22 protein-coding genes are annotated in these 24,525 nt (G+C 59.9%); 11 read left to right on the top strand and 11 right to left on the bottom strand.

The window, feature by feature from the left end:
• Positions 1–852, top strand: a complete 852-nt coding sequence (locus DFR37_RS22935; RefSeq protein ID WP_170139797.1) for a peptidoglycan DD-metalloendopeptidase family protein — start codon at positions 1–3, stop codon at positions 850–852.
• A 307-nt stretch (positions 853–1,159) separates the two neighbouring features.
• Here the strand turns inward: DFR37_RS22935 and DFR37_RS00980 are convergent, their stop codons facing one another.
• From DFR37_RS00980 to DFR37_RS00955, 6 genes are all read right to left on the bottom strand, one after another.
• Positions 1,160–3,430 (bottom strand): RelA/SpoT family protein, encoded by a 2,271-nt coding sequence (locus DFR37_RS00980; RefSeq protein WP_113931382.1) that lies wholly within the window; start codon positions 3,428–3,430, stop codon positions 1,160–1,162.
• Positions 3,431–3,445: 15 nt separating this feature from the next.
• A complete protein-coding gene (gene rpoZ / locus DFR37_RS00975) occupies positions 3,446–3,649 on the bottom strand; it encodes a DNA-directed RNA polymerase subunit omega (protein ID WP_113931381.1) in 204 nt (67 codons plus the stop codon).
• Between the two features lie 35 nt (positions 3,650–3,684).
• Positions 3,685–4,293 carry a guanylate kinase gene (gene gmk / locus DFR37_RS00970; RefSeq protein WP_211317193.1) on the bottom strand — a complete coding sequence of 203 codons (609 nt, stop codon included), beginning with the start codon at positions 4,291–4,293 and terminating at the stop codon, positions 3,685–3,687.
• Between the two features lie 201 nt (positions 4,294–4,494).
• The gene (locus DFR37_RS00965) at positions 4,495–4,800 is read right to left on the bottom strand and encodes a hypothetical protein (RefSeq protein WP_113931379.1); all 306 of its coding nucleotides are present in this window, start codon (positions 4,798–4,800) and stop codon (positions 4,495–4,497) included.
• Positions 4,797–5,393 (bottom strand): class I SAM-dependent methyltransferase, encoded by a 597-nt coding sequence (locus tag DFR37_RS00960; protein WP_113931378.1) that lies wholly within the window; start codon positions 5,391–5,393, stop codon positions 4,797–4,799. Before DFR37_RS00960 ends, DFR37_RS00965 begins: the two co-directional genes overlap by 4 nt.
• Positions 5,394–5,622: 229 nt before the next feature.
• Complete coding sequence (locus tag DFR37_RS00955; RefSeq protein WP_113931377.1) at positions 5,623–6,162, bottom strand: flavin reductase family protein; 540 nt, start codon at positions 6,160–6,162, stop codon at positions 5,623–5,625.
• A 200-nt stretch (positions 6,163–6,362) separates the two neighbouring features.
• On the opposite strand from DFR37_RS00955, the gene xth reads away from it, so the two are divergent.
• The 10 genes from xth to DFR37_RS00905 all read left to right on the top strand — a co-directional run bounded on the left by xth (position 6,363) and on the right by DFR37_RS00905 (position 18,450).
• Positions 6,363–7,151: an exodeoxyribonuclease III gene (gene xth / locus DFR37_RS00950; protein ID WP_113931846.1), complete on the top strand. Its 789-nt coding sequence runs from the start codon at positions 6,363–6,365 to the stop codon at positions 7,149–7,151.
• On the top strand, positions 7,148–7,912 hold the full coding sequence (locus tag DFR37_RS00945) for a class I SAM-dependent methyltransferase (protein ID WP_113931376.1): 765 nt from the start codon (positions 7,148–7,150) through the stop codon (positions 7,910–7,912). The genes xth and DFR37_RS00945 overlap by 4 nt, the downstream gene beginning before the upstream one ends.
• Positions 7,913–7,986: 74 nt before the next feature.
• Positions 7,987–8,925 (top strand): ABC transporter substrate-binding protein, encoded by a 939-nt coding sequence (locus tag DFR37_RS00940; protein WP_113931845.1) that lies wholly within the window; start codon positions 7,987–7,989, stop codon positions 8,923–8,925.
• A gap of 70 nt (positions 8,926–8,995) precedes the next feature.
• Complete coding sequence (locus DFR37_RS00935; protein WP_113931375.1) at positions 8,996–9,889, top strand: ABC transporter permease; 894 nt, start codon at positions 8,996–8,998, stop codon at positions 9,887–9,889.
• Positions 9,889–10,683 carry an ABC transporter ATP-binding protein gene (locus DFR37_RS00930; RefSeq protein ID WP_113931374.1) on the top strand — a complete coding sequence of 265 codons (795 nt, stop codon included), beginning with the start codon at positions 9,889–9,891 and terminating at the stop codon, positions 10,681–10,683. The genes DFR37_RS00935 and DFR37_RS00930 overlap by 1 nt, the downstream gene beginning before the upstream one ends.
• Positions 10,684–10,931: 248 nt before the next feature.
• Entirely contained in the window at positions 10,932–12,218 is a 1,287-nt protein-coding gene (locus DFR37_RS00925; protein ID WP_113931373.1) for an efflux RND transporter periplasmic adaptor subunit, read from the top strand.
• A 66-nt stretch (positions 12,219–12,284) separates the two neighbouring features.
• Entirely contained in the window at positions 12,285–15,497 is a 3,213-nt protein-coding gene (locus DFR37_RS00920; RefSeq protein ID WP_113931372.1) for an efflux RND transporter permease subunit, read from the top strand.
• On the top strand, positions 15,494–16,966 hold the full coding sequence (locus DFR37_RS00915; RefSeq protein WP_113931371.1) for an efflux transporter outer membrane subunit: 1,473 nt from the start codon (positions 15,494–15,496) through the stop codon (positions 16,964–16,966). The genes DFR37_RS00920 and DFR37_RS00915 overlap by 4 nt, the downstream gene beginning before the upstream one ends.
• A 94-nt stretch (positions 16,967–17,060) precedes the next feature.
• The gene (gene pdxJ / locus DFR37_RS00910) at positions 17,061–17,795 is read left to right on the top strand and encodes a pyridoxine 5'-phosphate synthase (RefSeq protein WP_113931370.1); all 735 of its coding nucleotides are present in this window, start codon (positions 17,061–17,063) and stop codon (positions 17,793–17,795) included.
• Positions 17,796–17,859: 64 nt separating this feature from the next.
• Positions 17,860–18,450, top strand: a complete 591-nt coding sequence (locus DFR37_RS00905; protein WP_113931369.1) for a nitroreductase family protein — start codon at positions 17,860–17,862, stop codon at positions 18,448–18,450.
• Here DFR37_RS00905 and DFR37_RS00900 read toward each other — a convergent pair.
• The 5 genes from DFR37_RS00900 to DFR37_RS00880 are packed head-to-tail and all read right to left on the bottom strand — an operon-like array spanning position 18,442 to position 24,436.
• On the bottom strand, positions 18,442–19,074 hold the full coding sequence (locus DFR37_RS00900) for an SCO family protein (protein ID WP_113931368.1): 633 nt from the start codon (positions 19,072–19,074) through the stop codon (positions 18,442–18,444). The genes DFR37_RS00905 and DFR37_RS00900 overlap by 9 nt on opposite strands.
• Positions 19,075–19,085: 11 nt before the next feature.
• A complete protein-coding gene (locus tag DFR37_RS00895) occupies positions 19,086–21,164 on the bottom strand; it encodes a M3 family metallopeptidase (RefSeq protein WP_113931367.1) in 2,079 nt (692 codons plus the stop codon).
• Between the two features lie 34 nt (positions 21,165–21,198).
• Positions 21,199–22,059 carry a bifunctional methylenetetrahydrofolate dehydrogenase/methenyltetrahydrofolate cyclohydrolase FolD gene (gene folD / locus DFR37_RS00890; RefSeq protein ID WP_113931366.1) on the bottom strand — a complete coding sequence of 287 codons (861 nt, stop codon included), beginning with the start codon at positions 22,057–22,059 and terminating at the stop codon, positions 21,199–21,201.
• Entirely contained in the window at positions 22,056–22,682 is a 627-nt protein-coding gene (locus tag DFR37_RS00885) for a response regulator transcription factor (protein WP_113931365.1), read from the bottom strand. Before DFR37_RS00885 ends, folD begins: the two co-directional genes overlap by 4 nt.
• Positions 22,679–24,436: a PAS domain-containing sensor histidine kinase gene (locus tag DFR37_RS00880; RefSeq protein ID WP_113931364.1), complete on the bottom strand. Its 1,758-nt coding sequence runs from the start codon at positions 24,434–24,436 to the stop codon at positions 22,679–22,681. The genes DFR37_RS00885 and DFR37_RS00880 overlap by 4 nt, the downstream gene beginning before the upstream one ends.
• Positions 24,437–24,525: the final 89 nt, after the last annotated feature.

The raw sequence follows: 24,525 nt of genomic DNA, 5'->3' as shown, positions 1-24,525 counted from the left end.
ATGTCCCGTATGTTTTGCGTGCTGTTTGCTGTTGTGGGGGCCATGCTGGTGGCTGCCGGCGCACATGCTGAAGGTTATGTCAGCCGGGTGCTGAATTATCCGGTGCCTGGCGGCGTTGCCGTCGTTGCGCTGGGGCAGGACGGCCAGGCTCCGCAGGTAAGCTACAACAAACATCCGGTGCTGGTTATGCGCGACAGCGACCAGCAATGGATAGCGGTGGTCGGCATAGGCCTGAAGGCCTTGCCGGGTTCGCAAACGCTAAAAGTATCAACAGAGCGGGGCAGCCGCAATCTGGCATTCACGGTGGGTACGAAGAAATACCGCGAGCAGCGCATTACCCTGAAAAACAAAAGCCAGGTCAATCCGGATCCCGAGCAGCTTAAGCGCTACGAGCGCGAGTTCGCTGCTCAGACCAAGGCCTATGCGCAGTTTCGTGATGTCTTGCCCAGCAATGTCGTGCTTGACCGGCCTGTTGAAGGCGGGCGGCTTTCCAGCCCTTTCGGCTTGCGGCGATTCTTCAACGGCGAAGAGCGCAACCCTCATTCAGGCCTGGATTTTGCCGTGCCCGCAGGTACCCGTGTCAAGGCGCCCGCCGACGGCGTGGTCACGATCGTGGACGACTATTTTTTCAACGGCAAGACGATTTTCATCGACCACGGCAACGGCCTGGTCACCATGTACTGCCATCTTTCGGCGTTCGACGTGGTGGTGGGGCAAAGTGTGAAGCGCGGCCAGCTTATCGGCCGCGTGGGCTCGACCGGCCGGGCGACAGGTCCGCATCTGCACTGGAATGTCAGCCTGAACAACGAAAGAGTGGACCCCGCCATTTTCATCGGCGCATTCCAGCCGTAATGGCTGGCGGTTAAGCCGGGGCAGCGAACCGCGTAGCGGTGAAGCGTGGGGGTATTTTTTGCCGCCGGGCCGCCCCAAGGCAAAAAGCGCCCCCTCGGGGGGCAGCGAGCCGCGTAAGTGGTGAAGCGTGGGGGTATTTTTTTGCCGCCGGGCCGCCCCAAGGCAAAAAGCGCCCCCTCGGGGGGCAGCGAGCCGCGTAAGCGGTGAAGCGTGGGGGTATTTTTTGCCGCCGGGCCGCCCCAAGGCAAAAAGCGCCCCCTTGGGGGGCAGCGAGCCGCGTAGCGGTGAAGCGTGGGGGTACTTACTCTTACCCTTTCAAGCGGACGATTTTTTGTACCTGCGGTACGTGCCGTATTGCGCGAATGACTTGTGCCAGGTGTTTGCGGCTGTCTACCTGGACGGTCAGGTGCAGCACGCCGGTGGCGGTGGCGTCGTCCTGCATGGTCAGGTGAATGATGTTGGAGTCGGCGTCGGTGATTTCGGCCGCTATCCGGCCCAGGACGCCGCGTTCGTTCAAGACCGTGACGTCCAGGCGCGTGGACAGGTGGCGGGCCGTGTTGGTGTCCCAGGCGACAGGAATCCAGCGTTCGGGTTCGCGCGCACGCTGGCGCTGCGCTACCGCGCACTCTTCCATGTGGACGACCAGTCCGTGGCCCAGGCGGATACCGCCAATGATGGCGTCGCCGGGCAGAGGACCGCAGCATGGCGCCAGTTGCACGGCTTGCCCTTCGTTGCCGTGAATCAAAATTGCCGTATTCGCGGTGGAGGTGATTTCGTCCACGGCTGCGGCGGTCGTGGCCAGCATGGCGTTTTCAGGGGCGAAGCGCCGCGCAACCACCTCGGCCAGGCGCTTGCCCAGCCCGATGTCGGCCAGGATTTCTTCGCGTGAACTGGCGCCCGAACCTTTGGCCAGCTTTTCCCACTCAGGATCGTCATCGACCGGATGGGGCAGCTTGAGCTTGTCGAAAGCCTGGTTCAGCAGCCGCTGCCCGAAGGCCACGGATTCTTCGTACTTGACGGTGCGCAGATAGTGGCGGATTTCCGAGCGTGCGCGGCCGGTGCGCACATAATTGAGCCACTGCGCGCTGGGGCGCGATGCGGGCGAAGTAATGATTTCGACAGCATCGCCGCTGCGCAGCTCTGTGCGCAAAGGCGAGAATTCGCCGTTGATCTTCGAGGCGATGGCCTGGTTGCCGATGTCGGTGTGTATGGTGTAGGCAAAGTCGACCGGCGTAGCGCCGCGCGGCAGCGAGATGATTTTTCCTTGCGGGGTAAAAACATAGACGGCGTCGGGAAAGAGGTCGACCTTGACGTGCTCGAGGAATTCGCCCGAGTCGCCGGTCTGGCTTTGTATGTCGAGCAAGGACTGCAGCCACTGGTGCGTGCGCTTTTGCAAGTTATTGAGGGTGACGTCTTCTTCTTTGTAGAGCCAGTGCGAGGCCACGCCTTCTTCGGCGACATGATCCATTTCGCGCGTGCGGAACTGGAATTCGACCGGCGTGCCATACGGCCCCACCAAGGTAGTGTGCAAAGACTGGTAGCCGTTCAGTTTCGGGATGGCGATATAGTCTTTGAACTTGCCCGGAACGGGGCGGTATAGCTGGTGCATGGTGCCCAGGGCCAGATAGCATTCGGGCAAGGTATGGACGATGATCCGAAAGCCGTAGATGTCCAGTACATCGGAAAACGACTTTTTCTGCTCGGTCATCTTCGTATAAATGCTGTACAAAGATTTTTCGCGGCCGCTTACTTCGGCTTCGATGCCCGCGGCCGGCAGGGCGGCCTTGGCCGCTTCGGTGATCTTGCTGAGAACCTCGCGCCGGTTGCCGCGCGCCGCCATCACGGCTTTATGCAGCACGCGATAGCGGTTGGGGTAGGTGGCCTTGAAACACAGGTCCTGCAGTTCGCGAAACAGCGCATTAAGCCCAAGGCGGTGGGCAATGGGCGAGTAGATGTCGAGGGTTTCGCGGGCGATGCGGCGGCGCTTTTCCGGATTGACGGCGTCCAGCGTGCGCATATTGTGCAAGCGGTCGGCCAGCTTGATCAGTATGACGCGTACATCGCGGGCCATGGCCAGCAGCATTTTGCGAAAACTTTCGGCTTGCTGTTCGGCCTTGGTGGCGAATTCAAGCCGGTCCAGCTTTGACAGGCCGTCGACGATTTCCGCTACATCGGCGCCGAATTTTTCCGCCAGGTCTTGCTTTGGGATACTCTGGTCTTCCATGACGTCGTGCAATAGCGCGGCCATGAGCGAGTCGGCGTCGAGTTTCCAGCCGGCACACACTTCGGTGACGGCAATGGGGTGTGAAATATAGGGTTCGCCGCTGGCCCGGAACTGCCCAAGGTGGGCCTGGTCGGCGAACCGGTAGGCTTCTTTGACACGCTCGACGTCTTTGGGGTCGAGGTACTGGCTGATGATTTTGGTCAGCGGGGCCAGTGACGCAATGGTGTTCGGTACGTTTTCAGCGGCAGGCTTGGATACCGCGCTTGCGCCTGCCTGGCGCCGGCGCAAGCGCGGTCTTTTCTTGAGTGCGGCTAGTAGCCCTGACGAAGCCCCGCGAAGACTGGAAAACGCCATGAGCTTGCCTGCGGGTTAAGTTGGTACTTTGCGCAGCATTTCCAGGCCGGTAACGCCTTCTGCGATTTCGCGCAGGGCGGTGACTGTGGGTTTGTCATCGCTTTCGATGCGCGCTTCGTGGCCTTGGGCCAGTTCGCGGGCGCGATAGGTGGCTGCCAAAGTTAGGTTGAAACGATTCGGGATTTTTTCGAGGCAGTCTTCAACGGTGATGCGGGCCATACGGATGTATCCTGTTTGCAAAGAGTAACGGTGTGTCAGGCAACGGTTTTGCTGATGCCCAGACTTGAAAAAAGATCGGCATTGCGTGCTGCCTGCGTGGCGTAGCGCAGTCGCGTGGCGCCAACGATTTGCGCAAGCTGCGCTAAAGCAAGGCTAAATTCTTGATTAATAATAACATATTGGCACTCGGAAGCATGCGACATTTCGCCCCCCGCCGCCAATAAACGCTTGGAGATGACCTGGGGCGCGTCTTGTCCGCGGTTTTTAAGCCGCGCTTCCAGCGCTTCGATGGACGGTGGCAATATAAATATGCCCACCGCTTCGGGGAAGTGGTGCTTGATCTGGCGCGCGCCCTGCCAGTCGATTTCCAGCAAGACATCCTGGCCGTTCAGGATGGATTCTTCAATGCGGTCGCGCGGCGTGCCGTAATAATGTCCGTGCACTTCGGCCCATTCGAGCAGGGCGTTGCCGTCGCGCATGGCGGTGAACTCGTCCTTGCTGATGAAACGGTAGTGCTTGGCTTCGACTTCGCCGGGCCGCGGCTGGCGCGTCGTACAGGAGATGGACAGCAGAACATCGGGATCTTGTTCGAGCAGCGCGTTGACAAGGCTGGACTTGCCCGCCCCGCTTGGGGCAACCACCATAAATATATTGCCGGAATCCGCCATGGTCATTCAGTAGTAACAATCAAGGTGAAAGAATAGCAAATCCTGGCGGGTTTGTTTGCGCAAGCGCCGATTTTTTTCCGCCGGGCCGGGCCGCCCCAAGGCAAAAAGCGCCCCCTTGGGGGGCAGCGAGCCGCGTAAGCGGCGAAGCGTGGGGGCATTTTTAATGTTGCGGGCCGATTAGGCGGCGGCCAGGGCCTCCAGGGCGGCTTCGTAGGCCGCCTGATCAGCGCATAAAAAGACCGCGGCATCGCCTTGATTCATGTTGAAGGCCAGGTCTTCGATCTGGCTGTGCGCTTCGGAACTATCGGCGACGGCCGTGACGTGCAAGTCGCCGTCGGCATCGAATTGTTCGCGCGGCACGAAGTCGGCAACCAGGTTGATGTCCGGCTCGCTGACCACGACATAGGCTTTAAAACGGAGTTCTTCGATAACGACATCAACGACGACGCCAATGGGATGCAGGGCAAGCGAGTGGGAAATCATGGCAAGGCGATGTCGGGCGTGGGCTCGTTGAATGAAAAGATATTGATATTGGCCGGCGGCAGATTGGCCCAGACGATTTTAGAGCGTTCGTGCCGAGCAGCCAGGTATTCGCGCCACTTGGGCAGGCGCAAATGATACGTGAATTGCACGGCCAGGCCATTGGGTTGCAGCAAGGCTTGCCACTGCTGCAAGATGGCTTGCGTGACGGTGGGGGGCAAAGAGCACAAGGGCAGGCTTGAAACGATGGCCTTGATCTTGCGTCCCGGAGGTACTAATTGGCACAAGTCGGCCGCATTGCCATGCACGATATTCAAATCGGGAAAGCGCTGGCGCAAGCGCTGCACAAATACGGCCGAGAACTCGACGATCAGCAGATCGGCCGGTTGAACGCCGTGCTTCAACAGCGCTTGCGTGATGACGCCGGTGCCTGCGCCCAGTTCGATGACCAGGCCGTCGCCTTCTAAAGGCACTTGCCGCGCCATGTCGGATGCGAGAAAGCGCGAACTAGGACAGATGGCCCCGACGGCCCCCGGCCGATTAAGGAGTTCTTGGAGAAAAATACCCGGGGCGATGTTGCGAAAATACTCTTTCATACGCCGCGCACGCTCGAACCGAAGAACTCGATGCATCTATCCACCCTATGTTGTTCCGGGATAAGTCTTTAGCCTCGCAATGTACATCAAATACGGGGTGTACTGCAGGCCGCAATGTGAAGGAGTGTTCCCGGATTGGCGAACATTACCAGTTGGCGAGCCGGCATGCCATGAAGAATTGTAACTATCTGGACAGGAGGGTTACAGCGGCGCTGTTTGCATGGGCGCTTCACCAGCCGTCCGCGTAGTTCCAGAGCTCCGGGTTGTGCGTGTGAATTCGTTTATAAGCGCCGCTATAGAAGATCAGCGGCTTGGCTTCGATGCCGCGGCGCAAGTGTTCGACCTGGGCAATGTACAGGACATGGTCGCCGGCCGGATGGATGTCGACCACGCGGGCTATGAGATGCGCCAGGCAACCTTCCAGCAGAGGGGCTGGCAGCGCCTCGTTGAAAGGAACCTGCAGGCCCGCGATGCTGCGGCCGCCAAAGTGCGAACTGAGGTCTTGCTGATGTTCGGTGAGGAAGTTCACGCCGTAATAGCCGCCCAGCGCCATATGCTTGATGAACTGCGAACTTTGCCGCACTGAAACAAGCACCAGGGGCGGGTCCATGGACACCGACAGAAACGCATTGGCGGTGATGCCTGTTGGAGTATCGCCGCGCCGGTAGCTGATGACGGTTACGCCGGTGGCAAAACGGCCCATGATCGAACGAAATACGGATGGCTCGACGGTAGGGCGGGGTGACTTCGCGCTGTGGGGTTCAGCCATGGTTTTAGCTTCTTTGGTAGCAAATTGAAATGCCCCGGCTTGAATGCTATATTCGCCGCGGGTTAGACTCTATGCGCACTATCCCGGCATTTGATTGCCGATACCCCGTTATTGTTGCCGTTCGCGCCGGCGATGGCAATATTTCCGCCCGCTCTCGCGATTGCGCTATTTTTCAGAACTAAAAAACATTGTCCACTACCTTGAAACTCGCCACCTGGAACGTCAATTCTCTTAAAGTCCGCCTGCCCCAGGTTCTGGATTGGCTGGCGGCCAATCCAGTCGGGGCCTTGTGCTTGCAAGAGCTCAAGCTGGACCACGATAAATTTCCTCTCGAAGCCTTCGCCGAGCTGGGGTATCAGGCTTGCTGGGCGGGGCAGAAGACCTATAACGGCGTGGCGGTAATCTCCAAAGGCGAAGGCTTGCACGTGCAGCGCAATCTGCCCGAATTCGACGACCACCAGCAGCGCATCGTTGCCGCCACCTTGTCCAGTCCAATCGGCGACATACGCGTAATCAGCGCCTACTGTCCCAACGGGCAAGCCGTGGGCAGCGACAAATACGAGTACAAGCTCAGGTGGTTTGCGGCGTTGCGCGAATGGCTGGCCGGCGAACTCAAGCAGTATCCGCGCCTGGCGATTCTTGGCGACTACAACGTGGCGCCGCGCGACGAGGACGTGCACGATCCGGCCAAATGGAAAGGCGGCGTGCTGGTGTCGGCGCCAGAGCGCGAAGCCTTCGGCGCTTTGCTCGACTTGGGATTGACCGATGCCTTCCTGATGTTCGATCAGCCCGAGAAGTCGTTCAGTTGGTGGGACTATCGCCAAATGGCATTCCGGCGCAATGCCGGACTGCGTATCGACCACGTGCTGGTGTCAGACGCCTTGAAGCCGTTTTGCACGGCATGCATTATTGACAAAGAGCCGCGCCGCAACGAACAGCCGTCGGACCACACCCCCGTAGTGGCAACCCTTGAGTTCGGTTCGGCATGAGCGCGCAGCAGCCTTCTGAAGACGACATTCCAACCATGTCTGAGCTGGCCGGCGTGCGCTATTTGCATCTGGGCACCGAGTGGGTGCAGGGTGCCATGCGGGTGCGCCGCCCCGACCAATTGGTCCTGGCCTATGCGCAGCAAATGATGGCCTGGCTGCTGTTCCTCGAGCCTGAAAAAGACAGCCATGTGGGCATACTGGGCCTGGGTGCGGGTTCTTTGTTGCGGTATACGCTGGCCCACACGCCGGCGCAGGTCGACACGGCCGAATGGAATCCCGGGGTTACGGCCATATGCCGGGCGTATTTCCGTTTGCCCGAAAGCCCGCGCTCGCACATCGAACACATCGATGCGCAGTTATGGATAGAGCAGCCTGGCAATATCGGGCGCTATATGGCCTTGATGGTCGACTTGTACGACGCGTCGGCCCAAGGGCCGGTGCGCGAATCGCTTGAGTTTTATACAGGGTGTTATCAGTCCTTGGGCGATGCCGGCGTCATGACCGTCAATTTATTCGGCGACCATGCGAGCTTTCCGCGCAATATGGCCAATATTCGCGCGGCGTTTGGCGGGCGCGTGCTCGAACTGCCCGAAGTCGATGCGGGCAACCGTGTGGTGCTGGCTTTCAAGGGGCCGGTGCTGCAGGTGTCCACGGCAGTGTTTCTCGAGCGTGCCGCCCATGTAGAATCGTGCTACAAGCTGCCGGCCCGGCGCTGGGCGCGGCATTTGCTTTCCTTGCGCCCCGAGGGGTTAAGTATTTAAAGATGTCTGGAAACGCAGCGACAAAAGGAGCTTCAATGAAAGCGATCACTTTGGGCTTTGCGGCCCGCGCGGCGATGGCCGCGGCTTTGTATGCAGGGGCGGCGCTGGCAAGTCCGGCGTCGGCGCAGTCCGTCGCTGTGACTTCCATCGTCGAGCATCCCGCGCTGGACGCCATCAAGGACGGTGTCAAAGAGGCCCTTGCCAAGGCCGGCTATACAGAAGCCAATGGCTTGAAATGGCAATTTCAAAGCGCGCAGGGCAACACCGCCATTGCGGGCCAGATCGCGCGCAAGTTTGTGGGCGACCGCCCCGACGTGATCGTGGCCATTGCCACGCCGTCCGCTCAGGCGGTGGTGGCCGCCACCAAAGACATCCCGGTCGTGTACGCGGCCGTAACGGATCCGGTGGCGGCGCAATTGGTGCCCTCGATGCAGGCATCGGGCACCAATGTGACCGGCGTTTCCGACGGTTTGTCCCTGGAAAAGCAGGTCGACCTTATCCAGCAGGCTTTGCCCCAGGTCAAACGGGTGGGCATGGTGTACAACCCGGGCGAGGCCAACTCGGTGGTGGTGGTCAAGCGTTTGCACGAATTGTTGCCGCAGCGGGGGATGTCGCTGGTCGAGGCCAGCGCGCCGCGTTCAGTTGACGTGGGGGCCGCGGCCCGCAGCCTGGTCGGCAAAGTGGATGTCATCTATACCAACACCGACAACAACGTTGTGTCTGCCTACGAGGCGCTGGTCAAGGTCGGCAATGATGCCAAGATCCCGCTTATTGCCTCGGACACAGACAGCGTCAAGCGCGGCGCCATTGCCGCGCTGGGCATTAATTACCACGACCTTGGATTGCAGACGGGCGCCATGGCGATCCGCATACTCAAGGGGGCCAAGCCCGGCGAAATGCCTTCCGAGACCAGCGACAAGCTAGAGTTGTTCGTCAACCCCGGCGCCGCGAAAAAGCAGGGGGTCAAATTGTCCGACGCGTTTGTGGCGTCGGCTACCCGGGTTATAGAATAAACGCATCTGTGGCCAAAAACAGGCAGGTTGTGTTGCGCAGCCTGCCTGTTTTATTTTCCGGTGAAAATCCATGTCTATGTATTCGTTGTGGGGCGCGCTTGAAATCGGCTTGATATTCGGGCTGGTGGCGTTGGGTGTGCTTATTTCGTTTCGCATCCTGCGCTTTCCCGACCTGACGGTCGACGGCAGTTTTCCGCTGGGGGCCGCCGTGGCGGCAACTTTGATCAGCGCGGGTTTCGATCCCTTTGCGGCCACACTGGCCGCGACGCTGGCGGGCGCTCTTGCCGGGGCCATCACCGGCTGGTTGAATGTGCGGCTGAAAATCATGGACTTGCTTGCCAGCATACTGATGATGATTGCGCTGTATTCGATCAACTTGCGGATCATGGGCCGGCCCAACGTACCCTTGATTACCGAGCCTACCGTGTTTACATTGTTGCAGCCCGAAGCGGTCAGCGACTACATCATGCGGCCCCTGACGCTTTTGGTCGCGGTTGTCGCCATCAAGTTTTTGCTGGATTGGTTTTTGGGCACGCAAATCGGCCTGGCCATCCGGTCTACCGGCTCCAATCCCAGGATGGCGCGCTCGCAGGGTATCGCCACCGGGTCCATGGTGCTGGTGGGCCTGGCCATCTCCAACGCTCTGTGCGCCCTGGCCGGCGCCTTGTTCGCCCAATCACAGGGCGGCGCCGATATTTCGATGGGCATTGGCACGATAGTCATAGGTTTGGCCGCGGTCATTGTGGGCGAAAGCATTTTCCCCTCGCGCAGATTGCTGGTGATGACCCTGGCCGCGCTGGTGGGAGCCGTGGTGTACCGTTTTTTTATTGCGCTGGCCCTGAACGCCGACTTTATAGGACTGCATGCGCAAGACCTCAATCTGGTCACCGCTGTGCTGGTTACCGTTGCACTGGTCATTCCCTTGCTTAAACAAAAGCTGCGCATCAAGAAGGGGGTACGCTGATGCTGAAGGTCTCCAATCTTCACTTGACGTTCAATCCTGGCACGCCCATTGAAAACCATGCGCTGAGAGGCCTGTCGCTGGACATCCCATCCGGGCAGTTCGTGACGGTCATCGGGTCCAACGGCGCCGGCAAGTCGACGCTGCTCAACGCAGTTTCAGGCGACCAAGCGGTTGACTCCGGTTCTATCCTGCTGGACAACACCGAGGTTTGCCGCTGGCCCGTCTGGAAGCGTGCAGGGTTGGTCGCGCGCGTATTTCAGGACCCGATGGCAGGAACCTGCGAAGACCTGACCATCGAAGAAAACCTTTCGCTGGCATACTGCCGCGGCGGTCGGCGCGGTTTGTCCAAGGCCGTCAGGCACAGTATGCGCGACGAGTTTGCCGCAAAGCTTGCCGTACTGGAGCTGGGCCTGGAAAACCGGCTCACCGACCGCATCGGGCTTCTTTCAGGCGGCCAGCGCCAGGCGGTAAGCCTGCTGATGGCAACTTTGCAGCCTTCGCGTATTCTATTGCTGGACGAACATACTGCTGCCCTGGACCCCCGTACCGCCGCATTCGTGCTGAAACTGACGCGCCGTATCGTGCACGAAAAAAAGCTGACGACGCTGATGGTGACTCACAGTATGCGCCAGGCTTTGGACGTTGGCGATCGCACTGTCATGTTGCATCAGGGCAACGTAGTGCTGGATGTGTCGGGTCAAGAGCGCAAGGGCATGGAGGTGGCCGACCTGCTTGCCATGTTCGAGCGGGTGCGCGGCGAGGCGATTTCAGACGATGCCTTGTTGCTTGGGTAACCGGGCAGCACTGCGAAAACAGGACAAAGGCGCGATGCCGTACTGGTTTGCCTTAACGGCTTTGTACACAAAAAACATATTTCAGCCAGCAAAAGCATTGACACATTTTGAAATTTTTATTTGATGCGATGGCGTGAGTTATTTGCCTAGGCAGGTTGTTTTCGTTTTATACTCTTCGTTTACTAAAAACCACAGACGTCACAATGGCGCCCCAATGCGGGGCGTTTCTGTGTTGAGGGGTAATAAAAATGCATAGTTTTGGTTTGTCTGCACGGCGTCAGGCTTTGATGGTGGCAGTTGTCTGCACGGCAATGCTCGCGGCATGCGGCAAGAAGCCGCAGCAGAATATGGGCGATATGAAAGTGCCCGTCAGCGTAATTACCGTCCAGCCCATGCGCACCGACGTGTATGCGCAGTTGCCAGGTCGGGTCGAGGCTATCAAAGACGCCCAGATACGGGCTCGCGTCAGCGGCATTGTCACCGATATCAACTTCAAGCAGGGCAGCGAGGTCAAGGACGGCCAGTTGCTGTTTACCATCGATCCCGCTCCTTATCGCGCCGTGCGCGACCAGGCAGCCGCACAGCTCAAGCGTGCCCAGGCAGACGCGCAAAGTGCTCGTCTGCTCGCACAGCGCTATGCCAAGCTGATCGATGCCCGGGCTGTCAGCCGCCAAGATTACGATAACGCCATGTCGGCCTCGGCCCAGGCGCAAGCCGCCGTCGCGGCAGCCAAGGCAACTTTGCAGTCGGCCGAGATCGATCTTGGCTATACCAAGGTGGTCTCACCCATTTCAGGCCGTATCGGCAAATCCCTGGTTACCGAAGGTGCGCTGGTCAGCGCCACTTCGGCGACGCAACTGGCCACAGTTCAACAGATCGACCGCGTCTATGTCGACCTTACCCGTTCCACGACCGAACTGGCCCAGTTGCGCAAGGCCCTGGCCAGCGGCGTGCTCGAGCAGACGCCCGGCGGTGCTGCCAAAGTACATGTATTGCTGGAAGACGGCTCGCGGTATTCGGAAGAAGGGCAATTGCTGTTTTCTGGCATTACCGTCGACCCCACCACAGGGCAAGTAAACTTGCGTGCCGAATTTGCCAATAAGAACGAAATCCTGCTGCCTGGCATGTACGTGCGCGTACAACTGCAGCAAGGCATCGATGAAAAAGCCTTGCTGGTACCCCAGCAGGCTGTCCAGCGCACCGCCGACGGACGCAGCAGCCTCATGCTGGTCAAAGATGGCAAGGCTACTCCCTCGCCCGTTACTGTAGGCGCTGAAATCGACGGCAAATACATTATTACCAGCGGGCTTGCTGCCGGCGATGTTGTCGTGGTCGAAGGCTTCCAGAAAATCCGTCCGGGTGCGGCGGTGCAAGGCATGCCCTGGAAAGAACCCGGGCAGCCGGGCGCTGGCGCGCCGGCCGGCGGCGGACAGCCAGCATCCGCCCAGCCTGGGGCGGCCAAGCCGGACGCAGCCAAGCCCGAAGCGGCAAAGCCGGCTGCCGGCGACGGCGCCAACAGCGCAGCCAAGCCCTGAGCCGGGGTTGAATGACGGTCGAGCGGGTCGTGATCTGCCCGCTGCAACACATTAAAGTGAGTGCGTATGTCACAGTTTTTTATTGAGCGGCCTATTTTTGCCTGGGTTGTCGCGTTGGCGATACTGCTGGCAGGTTTGCTGGCGATCCCCAATATGCCGGTATCCCAGTATCCCGAAGTGGCGCCGCCCGCCATCAATATCCAAGCTACGTATCCGGGGGCATCGGCCAAAGACGTCTCCGAGTCGGTTTCCAGCATTATCGAAAACGAGTTGAACGGGGCCAAGGGCCTGCTGTACTACGAGTCGGTCAGCGATTCGTACGGCATGTCGCAAATCACCGCAACCTTCAAACCAGGCACCGATCCCGACCTTGCCCAGGTCGACGTACAGAATCGTATTTCCAACGTTACCTCCAAACTGCCGGGTGCCGTAACCCAGCAGGGCCTGAAGGTCAGCCAAAGCAATGCCAACTTCCTGCTGGTCGTCACCATGTCGTCGGCGGACGGTTCCATGGACCAGACGGCGCTGGCCGATTACATCACACGCAATGTACAGAACTCGGTTTCCCGCGTACCGGGTGTAGGCAAGTTCCAGCTGTTCGCATCGCCGCGCGCCATGCGCATCTGGGTCGACCCCAACAAGCTCATGGGCTACAAGCTGAGCATGGCCGAGGTCAATGCCGCGGTTGCCAAGCAAAACACGCTGATTTCAGCAGGCATTATCGGCTCGCCTCCAAATCCTGATGAACAGCGCGTCACAGCGCCCATTGTGGTCAATGGCGAATTGTCGACCGTGAAAGAATTTGAAGACATCGTGCTGCGCTCGAATGTCGACGGTTCCAGCGTGCGGGTGCGCGATGTGGCGCGCGTTGAGATCGGCTCCGATAATTATCAGTTCGGTGCGCGCCTGAACGGCAAGCCGACCGCGGCTTTCGCTATTTCGCTGACCGCCAATGCCAATGCCCTTTCCACGGCAGAGGGCGTCAAGGCCAAGATGGAAGAGTTGTCGGCGTTTTTCCCGCCCGGCGTCTCGTACTCGATTCCTTACGATACGACGCCTTATGTGCAGATCTCCATCGAGCAGGTGGTCCACACTCTGCTTGAAGCCATGGTGCTGGTCTTCCTTGTGATGTTCCTGTTCCTGCAAAATGTACGCTACACGCTGATCCCCGCCCTGGTCGTGCCTATTGCCATCCTCGGCGCGTTTGCCGTGATGCTGCTTTTGGGCTTCTCCATCAATGTGCTGACCATGTTCGCCATGGTGCTGGCCATCGGGATTCTGGTCGACGATGCCATTGTGGTGGTCGAGAACGTCGAACGCATCATGTCCGAAGAGGGGCTGTCGCCCAAAGAGGCAACCAAGAAAGCCATGCCGCAGATCGGCGGCGCGGTTGTCGGGATGACGCTGGTGCTGGCCACCGTGTTTTTACCGCTGGCCTTCATGAGCGGATCAGTGGGTGTTATTTATCGCCAGTTTTCCATGGCCATGGCTGTGTCCATCCTGTTTTCAGGTTTCCTGGCCCTGACCTTCACCCCGGCTTTGTGCGTGACGCTCTTGAAGCCCGTGGCCAAAGGCCATCACGAAAGCAAGAAGGGCTTTTTCGGCTGGTTCAACCGCAAGTTCGACGGCCTTACCAGCCACTATGAAGGATGGGTAGGGCGCAGCCTGAAGCGTGGTTCGCGCATGATGCTGGTTTATCTTGTGCTGGTTATCGGCTTGGGCCTGATGTACTTCCGCCTGCCTACGTCCTTCCTGCCTGAAGAAGACCAAGGCTATATCATTGCCAATATCGAACTGCCCGCGGGCGCCACGGCAAACCGCACCATCGAAACCATCGAAAAGGTCGAGCAGTTCTTCGCCAAGCAGCCGCAGGTTCAGGACATTATTACCGTGCAAGGCTTTAGCTTCAACGGCAACGGTTTGAACGCCGCCATTGCATTCGTGCCCCTGAAGGATTTTTCGGAACGCAAAGGCGAAGCCAATTCGGCGCAGGCACTGGCGGCCAAGGCCAACCAGAACCTGCTGTTCGGCTTGCCCGATTCCATGGTGTTCGGTGTGGTGCCGCCCGCGATCTCCTCGCTGGGCAATGCCTCGGGCTTCGATATGCGCCTGGAAGACCGTGGCGGTGTGGGTCACGATGCCTTGATGGCGGCCACTCAGCAGTTGCTGGGCATGGCCATGCAAAGTCCTGTTCTGGCCAATACCCGCATTACCGGCCTGGGTGCCGGGCCGCAGCTGCGCCTGGATATCGACCGGCAAAAAGCCGCAGCGCTGGGCGTGGATTTCAACGAAGTCGCGACGCTGATTTCCACGGCTTTGGGTTCGTCCTACGTGGCCAAGTTTCCCAATATGGGCTGGATCCAGAATGTGTGGGTTCAGGCGGACGCCTCGCATCGCATGAACGTCGATGACATCATGAAGCTTAACGCGCGCAATGGCGCCGGCGAGATGGTGCCCTTGTCATCGTTCCTGAAAGCTGAATGGGAACAAGGCCCGGTGCAGGTCGTGCGCTACAACAGCTACGAATCCATTCGGATAGGCGGCTCGGCCGCCCCAGGCTACTCGACAGGCGATGCCATGATCGAGATGGAGAACCTCGTGGCCAAGCTGCCCGGCGGCTTCGGCTACGAATGGACCGGCCTGTCGTATCAGGAAAAGCAGGCCGGCAGCCAGACCATAGTTCTTATGGGTTTAGCCATGCTGGTCGTCTTCCTGCTGCTGGCCGCGCTGTACGAAAGCTGGGCTATTCCTTTGTCCGTCATGTTGATGGTTCCCTTGGGTATGCTGGGCGCGGTGGGGCTGGTCTCGGCCCTGGGCATGGCCAACGACGTCTATTTCACGGTGGGCATGATTACAGTCATAGGCCTGGCCGCGAAAAACGCCATTTTGATTGTCGAGTTCGCCAAGGATACCTACGCCCAAGGAGGCAACATCATCGATGCGACCATCGAGGCGGCGCGCTTGCGTTTCCGTCCGATCCTCATGACCTCGTTCGCGTTCATCCTGGGCGTGCTGCCTTTGGCGATTGCGACCGGCGCAAGCCACGCCAGCCAAAACGCGGTCGGCCTGGGCGTGATGGGCGGCATGATAGCGGCTACGCCGCTGGCCCTGCTGTTCGTGCCGACATTCTTCGTTGTCGTTTTGACCTTGTTCAAGACCAAGCCCAAGCTGTTTGGCGCACATGCCCACATGGCACCGCTGACACAGGTCCATCACACGCATACGGAAACCACCAACCAACCGGAGCCCCGTTCGCCCAATGACGGGGGGCAAGCATGAGTCAACGATATTTCCAACTCACGGCGCTTTCCGTCCTGACAACGCTGGCCCTGGCAGGCTGCTCGCTCGCTCCCAATTACGAGCGTCCGGCGGCACCGGTCCCGGCTTTGTATCCCGACGCGCCGCCGGCCGGAACGGCCACTCAAAGCGCGTCCGCCGCGGCCGACCTGGGCTGGCGCGAATTCTTCCGCGATCCGCGTTTGCTGGCATTGATTGAAATCGCCTTGCAGAATAATCGCGATATGCGTATTGCGGTCGAACGCGTGCAAGAAGCCCGCGCCCAGTTCGGCATTCAGCAAAGCGAACGCCTGCCCACCATAGGCTTGGGCGGCAACGCGCAGATACAGCGCAATCCCGAGAACCTGCGCGTGGGCGCGGATGCGCCCAGCGTTTCGCGCTATTACCAGGCCGGCATTGGCAATACCGCATTCGAACTGGACTTTTTCGGCCGCGTAAAGAACCTCAGCGAAGCCGCGTATCAGCAATACCTGGCCACCGATCAAGCCCAGCGCACGGTGCATATAAGTCTGGTTGCGCAAGTGGCCGAAGCCTACTTTGCATTGCGCACCGCAGAGCTGCAGCAGGATCTGGTTCAAAAAACATTGCAGTCGCGCCAGAATACCTACGACCTTGTCAAGACGCGCTACGACATAGGCGTTGCAGGTGCCCTGGACCTCAACCAGGCCAAGGGGCAGGTCGAATCGGCCCGGGCCGATCTGCAAAATATCAAGCGGGTGCAGTCGCGCGCCCTGAATACCTTGCAATTGCTGGCGGGACAGCCCTTGCCGGCCGACCTGCCTGCGCCTTCCGTATTCGGCAAGGATCAACTGTTGGCAGCCGTTCCGGTAGGCTTGCCTTCTGATTTACTGGTGCGGCGCCCTGACATCATCGGCGCGGAACATGCGCTGATGGGCGCGAATGCCAATGTCGGCGCCGCCCGCGCCGCCTTCTTCCCGAATATTTCCATTACCGGCCTGCTTGGTTTTGCCAGTCCGGCGTTGGGCGGGCTGTTCAGCTCCAGCCAGCGTTTCTGGTCGTTTGCGCCCCAACTGACCATGCCGATTTTCTCGGGAGGGGTCAGCGGCAACCTGGACTTGGCCAAGGCGCGCAAGAACATTGCAGTGGCGCAGTACGAAAAGACCATCCAGACGGCGTTCAAGGAAGTTGCCGACGCCTTGGCGGGCGAAGCGACCTATGCGGGCCAGCTCGACGCGCTCAGGTCGCTGGAGGACTCGGCGCTTCAAACCCTGAAGCTCGCCCAACTGCGCTATGACAGCGGCATCGACAGTTTCCTGCAGGTGCAAAGCGCGGAAATCACGCTGTACACCGCGCAGCAACAGTTCTTGCAGACCGGCCTGGATTCGCTCATGAACCGGGTAGAGCTGTATAAGGCCTTGGGCGGCGGCTGGACCGAAACCACTTCGGCCGCGGGTGCAAATCCCGCGCCAGCGGGTGCTTCGGCAGGTTAGCCTGTGTCCGGGCGCGGGACAGGCGCCGTGCAAACCGTCATAATAATGGGATCAAGGACTTGTGTCCTTGCCTGTTGAAGAGGGTTTGCTCAGAATGATTGAACTTGGTGTAAATATTGACCACGTGGCAACGCTGCGCCAGCAGCGTTTCACGACGTATCCCGATCCGGTCGAAGCTGCGGTGCGTGCCGAAGAGGCCGGCGCGGATGCCATTACATTGCATCTGCGTGAAGACCGCCGGCATATCCAGGACGCCGACGTAACTGCCATACGCTCCAAATTGCGCACGCGCATGAACCTTGAATGCGCCATTACAGCGGAAATGCTGGCGATTGCCTGCCATATCAAGCCGCAGGACGTATGCCTGGTTCCTGAAAAGCGCAGCGAATTGACCACTGAAGGCGGCCTGGATGTCGCGGGGCAATTCGACGTGGTCAAGGCCGCTGTGGGGCAATTGCACGACGCGGGCATACGCGTCTCGTTGTTCATCGACCCCGAGGCTGCGCAGATCGATGCGGCTGTCCGCACCGGCGCCACAGTCATTGAGTTGCACACGGGGGCCTTTGCCGATGCCGACGGCGATGCTGCGACCGCACTGCGCGAACTCGAGCGCATACGCAAGGGTGTCGTCTACGGCATAACGCAAGGCTTGCGCGTCAATGCGGGCCACGGTCTGCATTATGGCAACGTCCACGAAATTGCCGCCATCCCCGGTGTGTCTGAATTGAATATCGGCCATGCCATCGTGGCGCGCGCGGTATTCGACGGCTGGGAAAAGGCCGTACGCGATATGAAGGCGTTGTTGGTGCTTGCCTGCCGCGCCGCGTAAGCCGCGGCGGCTTCGAATTTGTCCAAGCGCTTTTGCGCTTTACTTTTTTTTGTAGGGGTAGTGCATGTCCGTCACGCCAATCGAATATCTTCTTTCACGCCGCTCCGTCAAGTTTGTGCAAGCGCCCGCGCCCACTGAAACAGAGCTTTCGCAAATTCTGCAGGCGGCGATGTCGGCGCCCGATCACGGCAAGCTGCAGCCTTGGCGGTTTGCCTTGATACGCGGCGACGCGGTGGCGCGCCTGGCGGATCTGGCCATGGAAGCAACCAAGCGGGCGGGGCGGCCTTTGACCGCCGAGAAAGAGGCCTCGACCCGCGCCTGGCTGGCCAAGGTGCCTTTGCTGATAGCCCTGGCTTGCCGTATCGACCATAGCAATACCAAAGTGCCGGAACATGAGCGTTTGCTGGCGGTAGGCGCGGCCGTGACCAATATGCTGAACGCCGCGCATATGCTGGGTTACGGCGCCTACTGGAGCACCGGGCTTGGAACTTACGTTGACGAGGTCAACGAGGCTCTGGGCTTTGACGGCCTGGACTACCGCTTTCTTGGATATCTGGCCGTAGGTACGCCCATACAGCCGCCCGCCGCCGTCGAACGGCCCGACTACCGCAAGTTCGTGTCGGAATGGACTGGCGCTGCCACGCAGCTATCGTAGCAGCGACCTGACGCCCGCGGTTATGGCTTCGGTCGAGTTCGAATCAGAGGCCAGCAGGCGGGCGCGTCCGGCCGTATCGAAGATATATACGCCGCGGCCGTGGGCCACTTCGTAGTTTTCAGTGTCGCCGGCTTTGGGCTTTTCGATTTGATAGGCTACCCGGTAGCGCCGGGCCACATCGGCGATCTGGCGTTCGCTGCCGGTCAGCCCAATCGCGTTCTTGCCGAAGACGTCGACGTAGGCCTGCAGTTTGTCGGGCGTATCGCGGTGCGGGTCGACGCTGATGAATAAAATGCGCACCTTGGCCGCGTCATCCCCAAGTTCGTGCATGACCTGTGCCAGTTGGGCCATGGTAGTGGGGCAGATGTCCGGGCAACTGGCATAGCCGAAGAACAGCATGACTGCCTTGCCCTTGAAGTCGTCCTGGGTCACGGTTGTGTTGCCGGCGCCGCGCAGGGTAAAGCGCAAGTCGGGCAGGAATCCCCGTACCTTGTGCACGGCGGTTGTACTGGCCGGCGCGGAATCTTGCGCGTTTGCCGTTGGCGGCAGGGCAACACTGACGGCTTGCGCGGCGGCGCATGTGGCGGCCAGCGCCGTGGTCGCCAGCAAGTGGGCTAGTCGCATGGCGTTGATCCTTAGTTAACGGAGGTGGTGTCGGCCATGCCGCTGTGGCGCAGCAAGGCCTGCATCGAAGCATCGCGTCCGCGAAATGCACGGAACGAATCGGCGGCGGGGCGGGCTCCCCCAACGGCCAGTATCTCGTTGCGGAAACGCATGCCGGTCTGTACGTCCAAGGTGTCGCGCGTGCCGTCGCCGCTTTGCGCGGCAGCCTCTTCAAAGGCGCTGTAGGCGTCGGCGGAAAGCACTTCGGCCCATTTGTAGCTGTAGTAGCCGGCGCCGTAGCCGCCTGCGAACAAATGCGAAAAATTATGCGGAAAGCGATGCCATTCAGGCGGAAACAGAACGGCGACTTCCTTGCGCGTTTCATTCAGGACATCCATGACCTTGGCGATAGGCAGGCCATTGGCCTGGTGATGGATGGTCATGTCGAACAAGGAAAATTCGATCTGCCGCACGGTCTGCATGCCGCTTTGGAAGTTCTTGGCCGCCAGCAGCTTGTCGTACAGGGCGCGCGGCAAAGGCTGGCCGGTATCGACGTGGGCCGACATGGCCTGCACGACAGACCATTCCCAGCAAAAGTTTTCCATGAATTGCGACGGCAGTTCAATAGCGTCCCATTCGACGCTGGCGAAGGCCGACGCGCCCGGGTCGTCGACTTGCGAGAGCAAGGCGTGCAGGGCATGGCCGCTTTCATGGAATAGCGTGATGACATCGTCGTGCGTAAGCAGCGCCGGCTTGCCCGCCTGCGGAGGAGAAAAATTGCAGGTCAGGTAGACCACCGGCGTCTGTATGCCGCCTGCGTTCTTGCGGCGGTTGCGCTCGCTGTCGACCCAGGCGCCGCTTTGCTTGCCGTTGCGGGCGTACAGGTCGATGAATAAATGGCCAAGCAGTTCGCCATCGGGCGTTTCGATTTGGAGGGCTTTGGCATCGCTATGCCAGGTCTGGGCTTGCGCCGTGCGCAGGCGTACGCCGAACAGTTTCTCTACGACGTGGAACAGCCCTTTCAGTACCTGCGGTTCGGTGAAATACTGCTTGACCTCTTCTTCGGAGTAGGCGTAGCGCGCTTCGCGCAGGCGCTCGGAAATAAACGGGATATCCCAGGGCTCGAGCGTTTCAAGCTGATGTTCGTCGCGCGCATAACGGCGCAGCTCGGCCAGGTCGCGCTGCGCGTGCGGCTTGGCTTTTTGGGCCAGCTCGCGCAGGAAATCCAGGACTTCGTCGGCATTGCCGGCCATGCGGGTTTGCAGCCGCAGCTCGGCGAAATCGGCGTAGCCGAGCAGGGCGGCTTCTTGCGCGCGCAGATCGAGCAATTGTTCGATCAGGGCGGAGTTGTCCAGTGCCGGGTCGCCTTGTTCGGATGCAATCGTGCCGTAGGCGCGATAAAGCTCTTCGCGCAGGCTGCGATCGAGCGCGTGCTGCATGACGGGCAGATAGCATGGCATCTTGAGCGTCAGCAGCCAGCCTTGCTTGTCGGCGGCCTGCGCGGCGGCATGCGCCGCATGGACGGCGTCGGCCGGTACGCCGGCCAGCCGGGCCTGGTCAGTAACTAGCAAGGACCAGCGATCGATGGAGTCCAGTACGTTCTCAGAGAACTTCTGCGAGACTTGCGCTTCCTTGTCGGAAATCTCCGCATAGCGGATGCGATGGTCGCCTTGCAGTTCGACACCGCTTAGCCGGAAGTCGCGCAAGGCAAGGTCTATTATGCGCTGGCGTACCGCGGGAAGGGCGCCGAAGCCCGCACTGGCCTTTATGCGGCGATACTGTTCATACAGGCCGGTGTGCAGGCCGACCCAGGTGGAAAATTCGGTGACCAGGGGCAGGCATTGGTTGTAGGCTTCGCGCAGCTCGGGCGTATTGACCACGGCGTTAAGGTGGCCGGCGACCGACCAGGCTCGCCAAAGCCTTTCGCTGGCATTTTCCAGGGGCTCGACTATTGTTTCCCAGCTTGCTTGCAACGCAGGGTCGGCGGCTTGTTCGACAGCCGCGCGAGATTCCGCCAGAAGGCTGGATATTGCGGGTTCGATATGGGCCGGCTGGATGGCGGCATAGTCGATCAACGCTTCGATCGGAACAAGCAAGGGGTTTTGATTCATGTGGGGGCCTGCAAAAAACTAAAGAAGGTACGGATTAGACAGCCAGCTCAGCGCAACGTTCCGCGGCTTCCAGGGTGTTGACCAGCAGCATGGCAATGGTCATGGGCCCCACGCCGCCGGGTACGGGCGTGATGGCGCCCGCCACCTGGCTGGCGGATTCGAACTGCACGTCGCCGGTAAGCTTGCCGTCGGCCTTGCGGTTGATGCCGACGTCGATGACGATGGCGCCCGGCTTGATCATTTCGCCGGTAATCATCTCGGGTTTGCCGGTGGCAACGACCAGTACATCGGCTCGGCGAGTTTGAGCGCCCAGGTCGCGGGTCTTGGAGTTGCACAGCGTGACAGTGGCGCCGGCGGCCAGCAGCAGCATGGCCATGGGCTTGCCGACAATATTGCTGGCGCCCACCACAACGGCCTCGGCGCCGCGCAATACCGCGTTTTCCGATTCCAGCATCTTCATGATGCCATATGGCGTGCATGGGCGGAACAAAGGCTGGCCGGTCATGAGCAGGCCGGCATTGCTGATATGGAAGCCGTCGACGTCTTTTTCGGCTGCAATGGTTTCAATGACGCGCGCCGCATTCATGTGGGAAGGCAGCGGCAGCTGGACCAATATGCCGTGTATGGTGCTGTCGGCGTTCAGTTCGCGAACAGTATTCAGCAATTGCTCTTCGGGCACGTCGGCGGCCAGGCGGACGACGCGTGAATACAGGCCGGCCTTCTCGCATGCGGCAGCCTTGTTGCGCACGTAAACATGCGATGCCGGATCTTCGCCGACCAGGACTACGGCCAGGCCCGGCGTAATGCCTTGTTTTTTCAGTTGCACGACCCGCTGGGCGACATCGGCCTTGATGGCGGCGGACAGCGCCTTGCCATCGATGATGCGTGCCGTCATGCTGTGCCCTCGGCCTTGGTCAGCGCTATTTTCATGAGATCGGCAACCGTCGTGACTTCCAGCTTTTCCATGATGTTGGCGCGGTGGGCCTCGACGGTCTTGATGCTGATATTCAGGTCGCCGGCAATTTGCTTGTTCAGACGCCCCGCGACGATGCGTTCAAGCACCTGCTGTTCGCGCGAGGTCAGGCGGCTTAGGACGGCCTGGTGGTTTTTTTGCGCCAGGAACTGGGACGCACGTTCTGTAGCCTGCTCGAGCATGCGGGCGACGATGGTGCGCAGATCGGTTTCGTTGAAGGGCTTTTCAAGAAAGTCGACAGCGCCTTTCTTGATGGTGGAAACCGCCATGGGAACGTCGCCGTGGCCGGTGATGAACACGATGGGCAAGGGCGCCTGGCGCGCGATAAGCTCTTCCTGAAGCTCAAGGCCGCTCATGCCGGGCATGCGCACGTCGACGATGAGCACGCCTATCTGTTCGGGTTCGTAGGCGCTCAGGAAGTCCTCGGCGCCGGCGTAGCTTTTGACCCGGTAGCCGTTGGCTTCAAGCAGCCAGCGTAACGAGTCGCGCACGGCTTCGTCGTCATCGACAATGAAAACGGTATTGGAAACTGGGGGTGTACTCATGCATGCAACTCCTGAGAATTCTTAGATTGCCCAGACGCCAAAGGCGCCGCGCAAGGTAGAGTAAAGCGAAAGATCGTGCCCCCTTCGGGATTGGCGGATGCCCATAAACGTCCGTGGTGGGATTCGATAATGGTGCGGCAAATATTAAGCCCCATGCCCAGGCCTTCGGACTTGGTGCTGTAAAAAGGTTCAAACAGCCGCTCGGGGTCGCGCAGTCCGTAGCCTCGGTCAATGACAGCGATTTCTATCAGTGGCGCTTGATCCGTGACGACGACGTGCAGGGTGTGGTATTCACTTTTTTCCATGGCTTCGATGCCGTTTTTTAACAGATTTAGCAACACTTGCTCAATCAGTATCGGATCGGCCATGACTTCAGGCAGGGTTTCGGGCAGGCTTTTTTCGATTTCGATCTGGTATTTGCGTGCGTCGATATCGGCAAAGGCAATGGCGTTGTCCAGGATGCGGGTAACCGGTACGCGCTGGCGGCGCGGTTCGCTGCGTTTGACGAATTCGCGGATCCGGCTGATTATTTTGCCGGCGCGCTCGGCCTGGGCGGCAGCTTTTTCCAGGGCCTCGAGCAAGGTCTCCGTCTTGGCATTGCCCGATTTGATCATGGCCACGGCGCCCATGCTGTAGTTGCTGATGGCGGTCAGGGGCTGGTTCAGTTCGTGCGCCAGCGACGAAGCCATCTCGCCCATGGTGGTGAGCCGGCTGGTGATCTGTATTTTTTCTTGCTGCACGCGCGACGCTTCTTCGTGCTGGCGGCGTTCGGTGATATCGCGGGCCACTTGCAGGCGTACGCGCCGGCCATCGGTCCAGGCCAGCATGCGGTGGTGCACCTCGAACCAGCGCTGGGCCGATTTTGAAAAAACATCCACGGTTTCGTCGGTAAAGCGTCCCAGGCGTCCGCCAAGAAGTTCGCCGTGGCCGCTGGATTGCGCACCGAAGAAGCGCCGGTACGTGCGGTTGGCAAACAGCAGTTCCAGTCCTTCCGGCGTGTCGGCCACGACCGAGATCGCGTCGTCCAGTCCTTCAAGCACGGTCATGAAGCGTTCGTGGGCGGCGGTCAGGGCTTCACGGATGCGCTTGGGCTCGGTGATATCCGTCATCGAGGTCATCCAGCCGATCTGTTCGCCGTTCGGGTCGCGCAGCGGCGACACATACATGCGCGCGGTAAAGCGCGAGCCATCGCGCCGTTGCGCTTCGACTTCCAGTCCGCTGCTGGGCGTGCGCCCCGAAAGCAGGAGGTCCAGCGTTTCCTGGTGGTAAGCATGCCGTCCCGGCAGCCAATACGGAAAAGGGGTGGTGCGGCCGATGAGGTCGGCTTCGTTCCAGCCTATCATCCGGCAGAACGCGGGGTTGACATAGGCAATGCGGCCCTGCATGTCGAAGACGCGCATGCCGGTGGACATGGAGTTTTCCATGGCGCGCCGAAAGCCGGTTTCGGCGATCAGGGCGGCTTCGGCGCGCGTGCGAAAACGCGTATAGCGCCACAGTGCAAGCAGGCTCAGGATAATGACGCAGGAAAGCGCCACCACGACCATCATCAGCCGCTGCTGGCGGGCTTCCTGGTCGATGGTCACGAACATGACGCTGTCGTTGTGCAACTGCTGCAGCCAGATGAACGCACCCATGACGCACAGATACAACACCAGCACAACGACGGGCGTCAGCCAATAGACGCCGCGCCGGCTGCGCCGGGCCTGATCGTAGAACGTCGTTGGAATAAGAGACTTCTTTGCTGGACTTGCCATAATTCCGAAATAGAGTGGTTGAGCTATTTTAGTCTGTATGGCCGAGAAGGGTTTTCCGCATTATGAAAACTTATGTCATAAAGTGGAAT

Origin of the sequence: Eoetvoesiella caeni, assembly GCF_003315175.1 — a bacterium.
Taxonomy (GTDB): Bacteria; Pseudomonadota; Gammaproteobacteria; order Burkholderiales; family Burkholderiaceae_B; genus Eoetvoesia; species Eoetvoesia caeni.
Note: the sequence above shows the minus strand (reverse complement) of the source record. Positions and strands in the feature narration are given on the sequence as shown.